This is a genomic window from Streptomyces sp. NBC_01077 (assembly GCF_045162855.1).
GTDB lineage: Bacteria > Actinomycetota > Actinomycetes > Streptomycetales > Streptomycetaceae > Streptomyces.
The window spans coordinates 2,263,603-2,279,052 of sequence record NZ_CP108669.1; the positions used below are offsets into that span (position 1 = coordinate 2,263,603).

Below are 15,450 nucleotides of genomic sequence, written 5' to 3' on the forward strand. Positions count from 1 at the left end.
GGCGGGGCGGGTGGCCGACGCCGTCCCCGACCCGCCGGTCCGGCCCTAGAACCCGGTGGCCGGCGGGCCGAAGAGCGCGTCCTGGGCCGCGTCGCGGGCAAGGAGGAGCGCGCCGCGCAGGACGGCCGCGCCGCCGAGCTCCGTCGGGCGGACCTCCGTACGGAGCGGGGAGAGCGCCGCCAGTTCCGACTCCACCCGGGCCGCGAGTTCGGGGCCGCCCTGGTGGCCGGTCTCCCCCGCGAGGACGACGCAGCCGGGATCCAGGACGGAGGCGACGGCCGCCGCGCCGACGGCCAGACGGCGGGCCAGCTCGTCAAGGAAGGGGCCGTGGCCCGAGGCGAGCGCTCCGGCCGGGTCGAGACCGTGGGCGGCGGCCAGGTGCTCGACGGCCGCCGCGCAGGCCAGCTCGTGGAAGCCGCCGTCGCAGCCGGTGGCCGAGGGGAGCCCCGAGGTGCCGGGAACGGGCAGGAATCCGATCTCGCCCGCGCCGCCGGAGGCCCCGCGGCGCAGCCGCCCGCCGAGGACGACGGCGGCGCCGACGCCCTGGCCGAGCCAGAGCAGGACGAAGTCCTCGCGGTCGCGGGCCGCGCCCTCGCGCAGCTCGGCGACGGCAGCCAGGTTGGTCTCGTTCTCGACCAGGACGTGGGCGGGCAGCCGCTCCTGGAGGACGCCGACGAGCCGCCGGTGCCAGGCGGGCAGGCCCGAGGAGTCGCGGAGTTCGCCGGTGGCCGGGTCGATGAGGCCGGGGGCGCCGACGGCCACGCTGTGCAGCCGGTCGGCGCCGGCCTCCTTCACGGTCCGCTCCAGGAGCGTGACCGCCTTCTCGACGGCGGGTCCGGTGTCGCTGTCGTCGCCGACGGGCACCGACGCCTCGGCGAGGGTGGTGCCGAGCAGGTCGGCGACGGTGACGGAGACCGATCGGGTCCGTACGTCGAGGGCGGCGAGGTGCGCGCGGTCGGCGACGAGTCCGTACAGCTTGGCGTTGGGGCCCCGGCGCTCGGCTCCGGACTCCCCCACGACATGGACGAGCCCGGAGCCCTGGAGCCGCTCGACGAGGTCGGCGACGGTGGGCCGGGAGAGTCCGGTGAGGGTCTTGAGCTGAGTGGCCGTCAACGGGCCTTCGTCCTGGAGCAGTCGCAGGGCGAACCGGTCGTTGATGGCTCGTGCGGTGCTCGGGGATGCGGCCATGCGGCGATCCTCTCAGACGGGCTCCGGCGGGGACGCCGCCCTGCGGTCTATTTATCAGGCAGGGTTCCTGATAGTTTACGCGCCACACCACGCAACAGCGCCACACCACCACCCAGGGAGGGGCCCATGGCGGCGGAGACCGTCACCAGCACCGATCGCCTGCGGCGGGCACGCTTCGCCGTCGCCGCCGTCTTCTGCGTCCACGGCTCCGTCACCGGCAGCTTCGCCACCCGCATCCCCTGGATCCAGGAGCACGCGGGCGTCAGCGCCGGACAGCTCGGCCTCGCGCTCGCCTTCCCGGCCCTCGGCGCCTCCGTCGCGATGCCGCTGGCCGGCGCCGTCTCCCACCGGTTCGGCGCCCGCACGGCGCTGCGCGGCCTGCTCACCCTGTGGACGCTCGCCCTGACGCTGCCCTCGCTCGCCCCCAACATCTGGGGCCTGTGCGCCGCGCTCTTCGTGTACGGCGCCACCGCGGGCATGTCCGACGTGGCGATGAACGCGCTCGGGGTCGAGACCGAGAACCGACTCGGCAAGTCCATCATGTCGAGCCTGCACGGCATGTGGAGCGCGGGCGCCCTCATCGGCTCCGCCGCCGGCACGGTCGCCGCCCACCTCGGCGGCGACGCCCGCCTCCACCACCTGATCGCGGCCCTGGTCCTCACCGCCCTCGGGCTCGCCTTCTGCCAGGGCGTGCTCGACGTACGCAGCACCCCGGACGAGGATCCGCCGCCACGCTTCTCCCTACCGCCGAAGTCCGCGCTGATCATCGGCGCGATCGGCTTCTGCGCGGTGTTCGCGGAGGGCGCCAGCCTCGACTGGTCGGCCGTCTACCTCCGGGACGAGCTCGGCAGCTCCGCCGGGCTCGCGGCCGCCTCCACGACCGCCTTCGCGCTGACGATGACCGTCGCACGCCTGGCCGGCGACCGGGTCGTGGACCGCTTCGGCGCGGTCCGTACCGTACGGGTCGGCGGCGCCGTCGCCACCCTCGGCGGGGTCCTGGTCGTCCTCGCCCCGCACGCCGCCGTCGCCATGGCCGGATTCGGTCTCATCGGCCTCGGGGTCGCGGTGGTCGTCCCGCTCGCCTTCGCCGCCGCCGGGCGCAGCGGCCCGAACCCCAGCCAGGCCATCGCGGGCGTCGCCACCATCACGTACACCTCGGGGCTCATCGCCCCCTCGGCGATCGGCGGCATCGCCGACGCGACCTCGCTGGTCTTCTCGTTCGGCCTGGTCACCCTGCTCGCCCTGGGGCTGGTACTCGGCGCGGGCGTCCTCCGGTCCGGCGGGACCGGCGGGCGGGAGGGGGCAACGGCGAAGCCCGCTGCGGAGAAGACCCCGGGCCCCGTCGGGTAGCCGGGCCCGGGCTCGGACGAACATCCCCGGCCTCGGCGGCGCATACCATGTGGCTGATCTTTTGCGGTCATGACACGGCCGCCTGAACCGGAGAACGGGAGCCACCTCATGAACCTCGGCGTGCGCTGGACCTTGCACGGCGACGGGAAGACACCCGCTCCCGGAGCCGTCGTCCGCCCGGACGAACGGCTCTCCTGGCCCCGTACGGCCGGCCTCGGCGCCCAGCACGTGGTCGCGATGTTCGGTGCGTCCTTCGTCGCCCCTGTCCTCATGGGTCTGGACCCGAACCTCGCGATCATGATGTCCGGTGTCGCGACCGTGATCTTCCTCCTCGCGACCCGCGGCACCGTCCCCTCCTACCTGGGCTGCTCGCTCTCCTTCGTCGGCGTCGCCGCCGCCATCCGGGCCTCCGGCGGCACCAGCGCCACCGTGACCGGCGCGGTCCTCGTCGTCGGAGCGGTGCTCTTCCTCGCCGGTCTCGCGGTCAGGAAGTTCGGCGCGCGGATCATCCACGCGGCGATGCCGCCGATCGTGACCGGCGCGGTCGTCATGCTGATCGGCTTCAACCTGGCCCCGGTCACCGCGTCGACGTACTGGCCGCAGGACCAGTGGACGGCCCTCCTCGTGATGCTGTTCACGGGGCTCGCCGTCGTCTGTCTGCGCGGCTTCTGGTCGCGGATCGCGATCTTCCTCGGCCTGATCTTCGGCTACGGCATCTCGTGGATCTTCGACCTGGTCTTCGGCAAGATCCACTCGATGTCCGCAAGCGGCCAGGTCACCGACCACTGGCGGCTCGACCTCTCCGGTGTCTCCCAGGCCGACTGGGTCGGTCTGCCCTCGTTCCACGGCCCGAGCTTCGAGTGGTCCGCGATCCTGGTCGCGCTGCCCGTCGTCATCGCCCTGATCGCGGAGAACGCCGGACACGTCAAGGCCGTCGGCGAGATGACCGGCACGCCGCTGGACGACCAGCTCGGCACGGCGATCGCCGCCGACGGCGCCGCCTCGATGCTGTCGACGGCCGTGGGCGGCCCGCCGAACACCACGTACTCGGAGAACATCGGCGTCATGGCCGCCACCCGGGTCTACTCCACGGCCGCCTACTGGGCCGCCGCCGGCTTCGCCCTGCTCTTCGGCCTCTGCCCGAAGTTCGGCGCGGTCGTCGCCGCCATCCCCGGCGGCGTCCTCGGCGGCATCACCGTGATCCTGTACGGCATGATCGGCCTGCTCGGCGCCCAGATCTGGATCAACGCCAAGGTCGACCTGCGCAACCCGCTCAACCTCGTCCCGGCCGCCGCGGGCATCATCATCGGCGTCGGCGGGGTGAAGCTGACCTTCACGGACACCTTCGAGCTGGGCGGCATCGCGCTCGGCACGATCGTCGTGATCACCGGCTACCACGTGCTGCGGGCCTTCGCCCCGGCCCACCTCAAGGGGCAGGAGCCGCTGCTCGACTCCGGCACCAGCTCGTACGAGAGCACGTCCGGCGACGAGCCGCTGTCGAAGAACTGAGTGATTCGCCCGTTCTGGGTAAGCCGGGCCCGATGAGTTCCCTCCCGGGCCCGGCGGCTGGGAGCCTGCCCGCATGGCGCAGACCCAGCAGATCGGGCAGACCTGGCAGACCCGGCGCACCGGGCAGAGCGAGCGGATCGATCAGATCGATCGGCAGCTCGGGCAGTTCCTGGCCGTCGACCCCGTGGTGGACCGGATGCGAGCGCTCCGCGCGGGCTGGCATCCCGCCGACGGGGTCGCCGTCTTCAACCGGGTCTATCTGACCGTCACCGAGGAGATCGGCCACGCCATCGAGGCGGGCGGCTTCGGCGACCGACGGGCCGCCGCCACCCTCGACGTACGGTTCGCCGAGCGCTATCTGGCCGCGGTCGACGCGGCCGCGACCGGCCTCCCCTCCCCCGCCTGCTGGCGGCCCCTGTTCCGCTACCGGCGGCATCCCGGCGTACGGCCGCTGCAGTTCGCGCTGGCCGGGATCAACGCCCACATCGGCCACGACCTGGCCCTCGCGGTGGTCGACACCTGCCGGATCCTGGAGTGCGAAACCGCCGACCTGGAGGACGAGTTCGACCGCGTCGGCGACATCCTCGTCCTCCTGGAGGAGCGCATCCGGGAGGAACTGATGCCGGGCCCGGACCTCCTGGAGATCGCGGACCCGCTGACGCATCTGCTCGGCTGCTGGAGCCTCGACCGGGCCCGCGACGGGGCCTGGCTGGCGGCGCGCTCACTGTGGCAGCTGCGCGGCCTTCCCGAGCTGGCCGAGGAGTTCACGGAACGCCTCGACCGCTCGGTGGGCCTGGTGGGACGGATGCTCCTCACGCCCCTGACCAGGCCCTAGGTGGTGTCCTGCCGATCAGGCCGCACACCCCCTGGAGGGTTGTGATCAGTCCTCCGGCAGCTCGACCGGGGCGATCTCGTCGTACACGTCGCCCGGACCCGGGTTGGTGGCGTCGGTGCCGCCGCCGAAGTGGTGCATCACGCCCCAGACCGCGTTGAGCGCCGTCTGCACCGCGCCCTCGGCCCAGCCGGCCGTCCACGAGATGTCGTCGCCGGCGAGGAAGATGCCCCGCTTGTCCTCGGGCAGCCGGTCCTGCATGAAGTGGGTGAACAGGCGCCGCTGGTAACGGTAGTGACCGGGCAGGTTCGCCTTGAAGGCGCCCATGAAGTAGGGCTCGTTCTCCCAGGAGACCGTCACCGGGTTGCCGATGATGTGCTTCCGGATGTCGACCTTCGGGTAGATCTCGCCGAGCGACTTCAGCATGACCTCCATCCGCTCGTTCGCGGACAGCGGCAGCCACTTCAGGCTGTCGTCGCACCAGGTGTACGAGAGGCAGATCGTGGCCGGCCTGTCCGGGCCCTCGTCCAGGAGGTAGGTGCCGCGGGTCATGCGGTCGGTCAGCGTCATCGACATGACGTCGCGACCCGTCTCCTCGTCCTTGTCCAGCCAGAACGGCCGGTCCACGGGCACGAAGAGCTTGGACGACTCCATGTAGTGGGTGCGCTCGATCGCCGTCCAGTGGTCGATCGGGAAGAGCGAGTCGTCACAGGCGATCTTGGAGAGCAGCATCCAGGACTGGGCGGTGAAGATCGCCGCCGGGAAGGTGCGGATGTCGCCGGAGGCGTCGGTGACGGTGATCCGGTTGCCGGCGGTCCGGTTCAGCCGGGTCACGGCCGGCTTCGGGGCGCCCTCGTGCAGGGAGCTGAGCGAGGTGCCCTGCGCCCAGTGGACGATCTTCTCCGGCTCGCGCTCCCACAGGCGCACCGGCAGCTGCTGCGAGCCGCCCACGATGCCGCGGTGGTGGTCGTCGGCCTCGGTGTAGACGACGCGGAGGATCTCCAGGATGGAGTTGGGGAAGTCGGTGTCCCAGCCGCCGGTGCCGAAGCCGACCTGGCCGAAGATCTCGCGGTGCCGGAAGGACTTGAAGGACTCCGACTCGCAGAGGAAGCCGTAGAAGGTCTGGTTGTCGAGCTTCTCGACGAGCTTCGACCAGATCTCGCGGATGCGCGGGACGTCGCGCTCGCGCATGGCCTGGTTCATGTCGGAGAAGTCGGCGCCCTCGTCGAGACAGGCGTTCCACGCGTTCATCACGTCGCGGTAGACCTGCGGAAGGTCGTCCACGGTGGTGGCGTAGTGCGACTCGCCCTTGAGGTCGACGACGGTCGACGGGGTCGACTCGGCCAGCGGGTTCGGGAAGGGCGTGGTCTCCAGGCCGACCAGGTCGATGTAGTGCTGGAGCGCGGTCGAGGAGGGCGGGAAGCGCATGGCGCCCATCTCCGCGGTGAGGCCCTCGGTGGCGGTGCCCTCGAAGCCGACGGTACGCAGCCGGCCGCCGATCTGGTCGGCCTCGTAGACGACGGGCTTGAGGCCCATCTTCATCAGCTCGTACGCGGCGATGATGCCGGAGAGACCACCGCCGATGACGGCGACCTCGGTGCCGTGCTCGATCGCCGGTATCTGACCGAGTCCGGCCGGGTGGGCCAGGAAGTCGTCGTAGGCGTACGGGAAGTCCGGACCGAACATGGTGATCGGCGGCTGGCCGTCGCTGTGGGGGACGGCGGTCGTGGGCACCGTGGACGTCATGGGGTACGGACTCCTTGCACGGAAAAAAGGCTGAGGCTGGGCGAGGGCGCGAGGGCGGGCGGGGTGGCTCAGACGAGCGAGCCGTAGAGGCCCGGGCGCCGGTCGCGGAGGTAGGGGTTCTCCCCGCGGGAGGCGGCGAGGAAGGCCGGGTCGACGTCGCCGAGGACGAGGTCCTCGCCGCGTCCGGCGCGGGCCCGGGCGGTGCCGTCGGGGCCGGCCAGGGTGGAGAGGCCGACGAATTCGAAGGCGCCCTCGGGGCCGGTCCTGTTGGCGTACGCGATGTAGATCTGGTTCTCGAAGGCGCGGACCGGCACCACGGACAAGGGCACGACCTCGGCGGGGTGCATGAGCGCGGTCGGTACGAGGAGGAGGTCCGTACGGGCCAGCGCGTGCGCCCGCACGTTCTCGGGGAACTCGACGTCGTAGCAGATCATCATGCCGATGGTGAGCCCGTCGAGCTCAGCCTGGACGACAGCCCGGTCACCGGGGGTGAACCAATTCAGCTCGAAGTCTCCGAAGAGGTGGGTCTTCCGGTACTGCGCGAGCGGGACGCCGTCGGCGCCGATGAGCTGGGCGGAGTTGTACAGGACCCCGTGCCGCTCGGTGTCCCGCTCCGGGTAGCCGTAGCCGACGGCCAGGCCGTGGCGCACGGCGATCGCCGCGACGGCACGGGCGGAGGGGCCGTCGGCAGGCTCGGCGAGCCGCGCGATGTCGGCGCCGATGGCGTACCCGGTGAGGAAGAGCTCGGGGGCGAGCAGCAGCCCCGCACCGGCGGCGGCGGCGCGGCCGGCCGCCTCGTCGAGGATCTTGAGATTGGCGGCCACGTCGCCGAGTTCACCGGAGCTCTGGAGCAGGGCGGTGCGCAGCACGGGCATGCGTGATCCTCGGGGGGTCGGAGTACAGGGGGAAGACGTCAAAAACGGTACGGTTTCGCGCCGCTTCGGGACAAGGCGGCAGCGTTGCGGACCGACCGTCGAACCGTTGCGCGATCGAAGGGTCCGGCAGCGATTCGTTGCGTACGCCTCCTTCCGGGGTCGCAGGACTCCCCCGCCGCGCGGCGGAGACGGAACCGTCCTGTGGCGCGACGCCGGGCGGCGGGCGTCGCGGAAGAGTGGTGGTCGTCCGGTCGACCTGCCGGACGACCTGCCGAAAGGACCGGGGAACCATGAACCGTCGTACGAAGACCGTGGCCGTCGCTGCCGCGATCCTGCTCACCCTGGGGGCCGGGGGGATCGCCGCCGCCTCGGCGGACGAGGCTCCCGCCTCGGCCGCGGCCACGGCCACCGTCAAGGAGGCCGCCGCGCTGACCGGCACCGCGAAGCTGTACCGGCCGGCCGGGGACGACATCACGTTCACCTTCGACGCGCACCTGGCGGAGAAGAACCGGCAGGATCCGATGAAGGCCACCGGCACGTTCCGCTTCAGCCACTACAAGGGCGACTGGGGCGGGTACGCCAAGGTGAAGGTCGACTGCCTCACCACGGGCGGCAAGGTGGCCGTCGTGTCCGGTGTCGTCGTCGAGACGGATGTGAAGGAGTTCCGGAAGGCGCGCGTGGGCATCACGGTGCACGACGCCCCCGGCGGCGACCGGCTCGGCTACACCTGGATGACCGCCGACCCGCAGAAGGACAAGGTGCCGCCGTGCATCAGCGGCGCACCGTTCGAGAAGGTCGAGAAGGGGACGGGCGACTTCAAGGTCGTGCCCTGGGAGTTCGTCTACCCGACCGAGTAGACCGCCCCACGGGGGTGGGCGGGCGAAGGACGGTGCGGGAACCACGGCCCGCACCGCCCCGACCGCCCCTGCCCCGCAGGGCTACGCGGGCGAGCCGGAGGAGAAGCGCCGCAACAGCGGCGAGAGCACCAGGACGGACTTGGTCCGCTCCACGAAGGGCTCGCCCGCGATCCGCTCCAGCACGCGCTCGAAATGGCGCATGTCCGAGGCGAAGACCTGGACGACGGCGTCCGCGTCACCGGTGACGGTCGACGCGGACACCACCTCGGGGTACCGCTCCAGACCTCGCCGGATGTCGTCCGGCGAGGTGTTGTGGCGGCAGTAGATCTCGACGAAGCCCTCGGTCTCCCAGCCGAGCGCCGCCGGGTCCACCCGAACGGTGAAGCCGGTGATGGCGCCCTCGGCCCTGAGCCGGTCCACGCGCCGCTTCACGGCGGGGGCGGAGAGTCCGACGAGCGAGCCGATGTCGGCGTAGCTGCGACGGGCGTCTTCCGCGAGGGCGTGGACGATGCGTTCGTCGAGGTCGTTGAGTCGCACTACGGGTGGATCACTTTTCTGCGGTAGCCAGTCGGGAGCGGCGCATGCCGTACAGGAAGTAGAACACGAGTCCCGCGGCCATCCAGCAACCGAAGACCACCCAGGTGACGGCGTCGAGGCTGAACATGTTGTACGCGCAGAAGATGAAGCCCAGGACCGGGAAGACCGGCCCGAACGCCACCTTGAAGGTGCGCGGCATGTCGGGGCGGGTGTAGCGGAGCACGATGACGGCGATGTTCACCAGGCCGAAGGCGAAGAGGGTGCCGATGCTGGTGGCGTCGACGAGCTTGCCCAGCGGGATGACCGAGGCGAGGGCGCCGCAGAAGACGGAGACGATCACCGTGTTGACGCGAGGGGTGCCGGTCTTGGCGCTGACCTTGCCGAAGGCCTTCGGCACGAGGCCGTCGCGGGACATGGCGAAGAGGATGCGGGTCTGGCCGTAGAGCACGGTCAGGACGACGCTGGCGATGGAGATGACGGCGCCGGCGGCGAGCAGGGTGCCCCAGAAGGTCTGGCCGGTGACATCGTTCATGATCGCCGCCAGTGTGGCCTCGGAGCCCTCGAACTCCTTCCAGTTCCACGCGCCGACCGCGACCGCGGCGACCAGCACATAGAGCGCGGTGACGATGATCAGCGAGAGCATGATCGCCCGAGGCAGGTCGCGCTTGGGGTTCTTGGCCTCCTCGCCGGCCGTGGAGGCGGCGTCGAAACCGATGTACGAGAAGAAGAGGCTCGCTCCGGCGGCGCTGACGCCCGCGGTGCCGAGCGGCATGAAGTCCTTGTAGTTGCCGGACTTGAAGCCCATGAAGCCGATGGCGCAGAAGAGGGCGAGCGCGGCGATCTTCACCACGACCATGATCGTGTTGACCACGGCGGACTCACGGGCGCCACCGAGCAGGAAGACCATCGCGAGCAGGACGACGATCAGGCCGGGCAGGTTGATGATCCCGCCCTCGCCCGGGGCCGAGGAGAGCACGTCGGGGAGGGTGACCCCGATCGTGCCGTCGAGCAGCTCGTTGAGGTACTCGCCCCAGCCGACGGCCACGGCGGCGACGGAAACGCCGTACTCCAGGACCAGACACCAGCCGCAGACCCAGGCGACGAGTTCACCCATCGTTGCGTAAGCGTACGAGTACGAGGAACCGGCGACCGGTATCGAGCCGGCCAGCTCGGCGTACGAGAGCGCGGAGAAGAGAGCCGTGAGGCCGGCGATGACGAAGGCGACGGTGACCGCGGGGCCGGCCTTCGGAACGGCGTCGCCGAGGACGACGAAGATGCCCGTGCCGAGCGTGGCTCCGATGCTGATCATGGTCAGCTGCCACATGGAGAGCGAGCGGCGGAGGTTGCCACCCTCGCCCTGCCCACCCTCTGCGACCAGCTGTTCCACCGGCTTGCGCCGGGTCAGTGCGCCGAGAGCGGAGGTCTTGCGGGTGGTCGATTCCTCGACCGGTGGGGCTGCGCCATGGTCCAGCACTGCGGAGGCTCCTTATCGCTGCCTGTCGGCGGGGCGAGGGACCGCAGCGGCGCGTGGGCATGACAAAAGAGGCCCACGGGGGAGGGGAACCGCCGAGCAGGCGGTCCCCGCCACTCCTGGTACGAGGCACGAGCCTAAGGGGCAGGGGTTCGCACTCGTAATCCAGGGTTGTTGCGCACTGCCGGATGATCATTGCGCGCTTGGGGCGCAGACGGGGAAACATTGCGCTCCCCCGCATGAATCCACACATTGGGGGTGTGAACCGGCCCCCGCGCGCGCATTGACTCCTCGTGCCCGATGACCCACGCTGCGAGCCCTCGACGACCCCCCGATCGGAGGCCCAGGTGGGCTGGCTCGACCCGGCACCGTTCCTGCGCGGTACGGCCTGGCTGGACGGGAACCGGCCGGTACGCGCCGACCCCGACGACCTGGAACGGCTGCCGTGGGACATCGCCGAGCGGGCCGCGCTGCCCATCGGCGTACGGATCGAGTTCACGGCCGCGCCCGGGACGCGCGCTGTGCGGCTGCGGTACCGGGCGGCCGTCCCGGAGCCGGGCGACCCCCTCGCCGAGCTCCGCCACTGCTTCGCCCTCTGGAGCGGTACGCGGCTCGTCGGCGAGGCCTGCGCCGCCCCGGCCGCCGAGGCCACCGTCACGCTCCCGCTGCCCCCGGGCGGCGGCGTCTTCACCGTCCACCTACCGGAGGGCCAGGCGCCGGTGCCGCTCGCCCTGCGGGCCCTCGGCGGATCCCTCTCCCCCGCCCCCGCCCGGCCCCGATGGCTGGTGCACGGCGACTCGATCACCGAGGGCTGGTGGTCGACCCGCCCGGCCCACTCCTGGCCCGCCACGGCGGGACGGCTCCTCGGCTTCGACCCGGTGAACCTCGGGTACGCGGGCGGGGCACGCGGCGAACTCCCGCTCGCCGAGCACCTGGCGCGGCTCCCGGGCGAGGTGATCACCCTCGCGTTCGGCACCAACTGCTGGTCCACGGTGCCCGCGACGGCCGACTGGCTGTACGCCACCGTCCGGGCCTTCGTGGGCCTGGTCCGCCGCGGTCACCCGGAGACCCCGCTGCTGATCGTCTCGCCCGTCCTGCGCCCGGAGGCCGAGCACACCCGCAACGTCCTCGGAGCGACCCTCACGGAGCTGCGCAGGGCCATGGAGCGGGCGGGCCGGGACCTGGCGGCCGAGGGCGACACACGCCTCCTGGTCCTTCCGGGACGGCCCCTGCTCGGCCCGGAGCACCTGGCGGACGGACTGCATCCGGACGACCGCGGCCACGCGCGGATCGCGGCAGCGGTGGCGGAGACCCTCAGCGGGGCCTTGGGCCTGCCCCTGCCCCCGCCCCTGCCCGTCGGACGTTCCGCATCGGCAGGGTCCTGAACAGGAGGGTGCAGGCGTCGGCGTACACGCGCTCGTGCGTGCGCTCGTGCGTGCGCTCGTGCGTGCGCTCGTGCGTGCGCTCGTGCGTGCGCTCGTGCGTGCTGCCCAGCCGGACCTGTCCGTGACCGACGTGCGCCCCGTACGGAACGGCATTGGGCCCCCGGGAAGGATTTCCCGGGGGCCCACCGATGTCACCACGTGACGGGACTAGCTCCAGCTGGCGTGCAGCGGCTTGCCCTCGGCGTAGCCGGCGGCGGACTGGATGCCGACCACGGACTTCTCCTCGAACTCGGCGAGCGAGCCGGCACCGGCGTAGGTGCAGGAGGAGCGGACGCCCGCGATGATCGAGTCGATCAGGTCCTCGACGCCCGGGCGGGCCGGGTCGAGGAACATGCGCGAGGTGGAGATGCCCTCCTCGAACAGGCCCTTGCGGGCACGGTCGTAGGACGACTCCTCGCTCGTGCGGTTCTGCACGGCGCGGGCCGACGCCATGCCGAAGGACTCCTTGTACGGACGCCCGTCGGCGGTGTGCTGGAGGTCGCCCGGGGACTCGTACGTCCCGGCGAACCACGAGCCGATCATCACGTTGGACGCGCCGGCGGCGAGCGCCATGGCGACATCGCGCGGGTGCCGGACGCCACCGTCGGCCCAGACGTGCTTGCCGTACTTCTTGGCCTCGGCGGCGCACTCCAGGACGGCGGAGAACTGCGGGCGGCCGACGCCGGTCATCATGCGGGTGGTGCACATGGCGCCGGGGCCCACGCCGACCTTGATGATGTCCGCGCCGGCCTCGATGAGGTCGCGCACACCCTCGGCGGCGACGATGTTGCCGGCGACGATCGGAACCTGCGGGTCGAGGGCGCGCACGGCCTTGATCGCGGCGATCATCGACTCCTGGTGGCCGTGCGCCGTGTCGATGACGAGCGTGTCGACGCCCGCGTCGAGCAGCTGCTTGGCCTTGCCCACGAAGTCGCCGTTGATGCCGACGGCGGCGGCGATGCGCAGCTTGCCGTCCGCGTCGGTGGCCGGGGTGTAGAGGGTCGCGCGGAGCGCGCCCTTGCGGGTCAGGATGCCGACGAGACGGCCGTCCTTGTCCACGGCCGGGGCGTAGCGCCGGTTGGCGTGGTCGAGCGTGTTGAACGCGTCGCGCGGCGCGATGTCGGCGTCGAGGAGCAGCAGGTCCTTCGACATGACCTCGGAGAGCTGCGTGAAGCGGTCCACCCCGGACAGGTCCGCGTCGGTGACGACACCGACCGGGCGGCGCTCCTCGTCGACGACGACGGCGGCGTCGTGCGCCCGCTTGGGCAGCAGCGAGAGCGCGTCGGCCACGGTCTGGTGGGGGGCGAGGACGATCGGGGTGTCGAGCACGTGGTGGCGGCTCTTGACCCACGAGATGACGTCGGTGACGACCTCGATCGGGATGTCCTGCGGGATGACGACCAGTCCGCCCCGGCGGGCGACGGTCTCGGCCATACGGCGGCCGGCGATGGCGGTCATGTTGGCCACGACCAGCGGGATCGTGGTCCCGGTTCCGTCCGGCGAGGAGAGGTCCACCGCCTGGCGGGAACCGACGGCCGAGCGGCTCGGCACCATGAACACATCGTCGTACGTCAGGTCGTAGGGCGGCTTGACGTCATTGAGGAAACGCACGTGCTGACATCCCAGTCGTTCGGATCGGCCCCTAGGCATTTCAGCCAGGGGAAAAAGCACGTAGTTCATTCTCCCACGCCAGTACGAATACCAGCCCCGGGCGATTCATCCGAGGCTTGCGGCAGGGCTTTCGTCGGATCCTCCGAAAGCCTCCCCCAGGGAGACGAGGACCGTGAGGTGCGTGGGACGCTCGTCGACGGCCGTGGCGAAGACGTCCTGGGCCGTCCGCCACTCACGCGGGCGTGTCCTGGCGTACTCCTGCCAGCCGGTGACGACGAGGGTGACCGGCTCGGGCAGATCGGTGAGGCAGTCGGCGAGTGCGTCCCAGTTCCGGCCGAACCAGTCGGGCAGCGCGAGGGCGGTGGCACACCGGTCCATGAGGCCGGCCTTCTCCGTGACGCCGGTCAGGTCGAGGACGACGGGGTCGTCAATTCTCATCCGTGATCACCTCCCGGAAGCTGTCGTAGTGGTCGTCGGTCCAGTAGATCTCGCCGTTCCGCCCGGTGACGATCCGGCGTGCGCCCCGGTCGCGTTCGCCGGGGGTCTTCACGGTGTACTCCCGGTAGTAGCCGCGTTGCTCGCGGGGCAGGATCCGCTCGAAGTTGGAGAAGACGGCGCCGTCCTTGGCGTACGGGAAGGGGCCGCCGCGCGCGATGAGTTCGAGCGTCCTGCGCGCTTCGGGCGGCAGGTCGGAGGCCCGCACGGTGGGCAGTCCGGAGGTTCCGGTGGGCGCGGCGGCCGTGGCGGTGGTGCGAGCAGGGGCGACCGGGTCGGCGCCACCGCTCGCCGAGGAGCACCCGGCCAGGAAGACGCACAGGACGAGCGCGAGGAGCACGCGCAGGGGCCGGAGCAACATGTCCCGAACATACCGTTACGGGATGGCTCCGGCCCCTTGATCGTGCTGCGATCCGTTGGTCGTGCTGCGATCCGTCAGACGCCGTCCGGGTCCGTCCGGTCGAGCGCCGGGTGCGTACCCGGGCTGGACTCGGTCAGCAGGTAGTCCGCCGCGGCCCGGTCGGTGACCAGGCTGGTGACGAGCCCGGAGCGGAGCACCGCGCCGATCGCCGCCGCCTTGCGCTGACCGCCGGCGATGGCCACGACCTCGGGGATCCGGCGCAGCCGGTCCGCCTCGACGGTGATGCAGCGCTCGCCCAGGTCGCGGCCGACCCGGCGCCCCTCGGCGTCGAAGAGGTGTGCGGACATCTCGGCGGCGACGCCGAGCGAGGCGTAGTGGGCGCGCTCCTCGTCCGAGAGCATGTCGTGGACGGTCGAGATGCCCGGCTCCCAGGAGCCGATGGAGACACAGGCGACGGTCACCTTGTCGAAGTACTCGAAGGCCCGCGCGATACCGGTCTGGCTGCGCAGCGCGGCCGCGGTCGCCGGGTCGGGCAGCAGCATGGGCGCGTAGATCGGGTGCGCCTCGCCGCCGGAGACCTGCGCGGCACGGCGTACCGCCTCGACCGAGCCGCGCTCGGCGGTCCCGGCGTCGTACACCCCGGTGAGCTGGACGACCGTGCACGGGGGCAGCCGGTCGAGGGCCGCCGCCATGTGGATGGTGGAGCGGCCCCAGGCGAGGCCCAGGACGTCTCCCTCGGTGACCAGCTCGCCGAGCAGGTCTGCCGCGACCTCGCCGAGGTTCTCGGGGTCGGGCGACTCGTCCTCGCCCTCCGCCGGGGACTCGACGACGACGGCGTGACGAAGCCCGTAGCGGGCGCGGAGCGCGTCGGAGCGCTCGGCGTCCAGCTCGGCCGGCACGCGGATCTCGATCCGTACGAGATCGCGCTCCAGGGCGGTCTCCAGGACCCGGGCCACCTTGAAGCGGCTCACGCCGAACTCCTCGGCGATCTGGATCTTGGACTTGCCCTCGAGGTAGAAGCGGCGGGCCATGGCCGCCGCCTGCACCAGCTCCGCGGGGCCCATCCGCAGGGCTGACCGTCCCGCCGACATACCCGCCACCGCGATCTCCTCACCTGTTCACGTACCGCTGTTCACGTACCGACGTTCATGTACCGCTGTTCGCGTACCGCTGTCGTTCACACTCTGGACTCGC

Annotated in this window: 14 protein-coding genes; 5 read left to right on the forward strand and 9 right to left on the reverse strand. The window is 71.6% G+C overall.

The window, feature by feature from the left end:
- Positions 1–45: 45 nt before the first annotated feature.
- Entirely contained in the window at positions 46–1,188 is a 1,143-nt protein-coding gene (locus tag OG462_RS09995) for an ROK family transcriptional regulator (RefSeq protein ID WP_406056517.1), read from the reverse strand.
- Positions 1,189–1,314: 126 nt separating this feature from the next.
- Here OG462_RS09995 and OG462_RS10000 point away from each other — a divergent pair, with 126 nt between their 5' ends.
- From OG462_RS10000 to OG462_RS10010, 3 genes are all read left to right on the forward strand, one after another.
- Entirely contained in the window at positions 1,315–2,538 is a 1,224-nt protein-coding gene (locus OG462_RS10000; RefSeq protein WP_406056519.1) for an MFS transporter, read from the forward strand.
- A 108-nt stretch (positions 2,539–2,646) separates the two neighbouring features.
- A complete protein-coding gene (locus OG462_RS10005; protein WP_406056521.1) occupies positions 2,647–4,047 on the forward strand; it encodes a uracil-xanthine permease family protein in 1,401 nt (466 codons plus the stop codon).
- A gap of 73 nt (positions 4,048–4,120) precedes the next feature.
- A complete protein-coding gene (locus OG462_RS10010; protein WP_406056522.1) occupies positions 4,121–4,882 on the forward strand; it encodes a DUF5995 family protein in 762 nt (253 codons plus the stop codon).
- Between the two features lie 45 nt (positions 4,883–4,927).
- On the opposite strand, the gene OG462_RS10015 is transcribed toward OG462_RS10010, so the two are convergent.
- Positions 4,928–6,625 (reverse strand): flavin monoamine oxidase family protein, encoded by a 1,698-nt coding sequence (locus tag OG462_RS10015; protein WP_406056524.1) that lies wholly within the window; start codon positions 6,623–6,625, stop codon positions 4,928–4,930.
- 68 nt (positions 6,626–6,693) lie between these two features.
- Positions 6,694–7,500 (reverse strand): carbon-nitrogen hydrolase family protein, encoded by an 807-nt coding sequence (locus OG462_RS10020; RefSeq protein WP_406056526.1) that lies wholly within the window; start codon positions 7,498–7,500, stop codon positions 6,694–6,696.
- 290 nt (positions 7,501–7,790) lie between these two features.
- Here OG462_RS10020 and OG462_RS10025 point away from each other — a divergent pair, with 290 nt between their 5' ends.
- The gene (locus OG462_RS10025) at positions 7,791–8,357 is read left to right on the forward strand and encodes a Repetin (RefSeq protein ID WP_406056528.1); all 567 of its coding nucleotides are present in this window, start codon (positions 7,791–7,793) and stop codon (positions 8,355–8,357) included.
- Between the two features lie 81 nt (positions 8,358–8,438).
- Here the strand turns inward: OG462_RS10025 and OG462_RS10030 are convergent, their stop codons facing one another.
- Together OG462_RS10030 and OG462_RS10035 are read right to left on the reverse strand one after the other, a co-directional pair.
- On the reverse strand, positions 8,439–8,894 hold the full coding sequence (locus tag OG462_RS10030; protein ID WP_015032260.1) for an Lrp/AsnC family transcriptional regulator: 456 nt from the start codon (positions 8,892–8,894) through the stop codon (positions 8,439–8,441).
- A gap of 10 nt (positions 8,895–8,904) precedes the next feature.
- Positions 8,905–10,368, reverse strand: a complete 1,464-nt coding sequence (locus OG462_RS10035) for an amino acid permease (RefSeq protein WP_406056530.1) — start codon at positions 10,366–10,368, stop codon at positions 8,905–8,907.
- A 344-nt stretch (positions 10,369–10,712) separates the two neighbouring features.
- On the opposite strand from OG462_RS10035, the gene OG462_RS10040 reads away from it, so the two are divergent.
- The gene (locus OG462_RS10040; protein ID WP_406056532.1) at positions 10,713–11,750 is read left to right on the forward strand and encodes a GDSL-type esterase/lipase family protein; all 1,038 of its coding nucleotides are present in this window, start codon (positions 10,713–10,715) and stop codon (positions 11,748–11,750) included.
- Positions 11,751–11,957: 207 nt separating this feature from the next.
- Here the strand turns inward: OG462_RS10040 and OG462_RS10045 are convergent, their stop codons facing one another.
- The 4 genes from OG462_RS10045 to OG462_RS10060 all read right to left on the reverse strand — a co-directional run bounded on the left by OG462_RS10045 (position 11,958) and on the right by OG462_RS10060 (position 15,347).
- On the reverse strand, positions 11,958–13,400 hold the full coding sequence (locus OG462_RS10045; protein ID WP_406056534.1) for a GuaB1 family IMP dehydrogenase-related protein: 1,443 nt from the start codon (positions 13,398–13,400) through the stop codon (positions 11,958–11,960).
- Positions 13,401–13,505: 105 nt separating this feature from the next.
- A complete protein-coding gene (locus tag OG462_RS10050) occupies positions 13,506–13,838 on the reverse strand; it encodes a barstar family protein (RefSeq protein ID WP_406056535.1) in 333 nt (110 codons plus the stop codon).
- Complete coding sequence (locus tag OG462_RS10055) at positions 13,828–14,256, reverse strand: ribonuclease domain-containing protein (RefSeq protein ID WP_406056537.1); 429 nt, start codon at positions 14,254–14,256, stop codon at positions 13,828–13,830. Before OG462_RS10055 ends, OG462_RS10050 begins: the two co-directional genes overlap by 11 nt.
- Positions 14,257–14,330: 74 nt before the next feature.
- A complete protein-coding gene (locus tag OG462_RS10060) occupies positions 14,331–15,347 on the reverse strand; it encodes a sugar-binding transcriptional regulator (RefSeq protein WP_030316333.1) in 1,017 nt (338 codons plus the stop codon).
- Positions 15,348–15,450 lie beyond the last annotated feature (103 nt).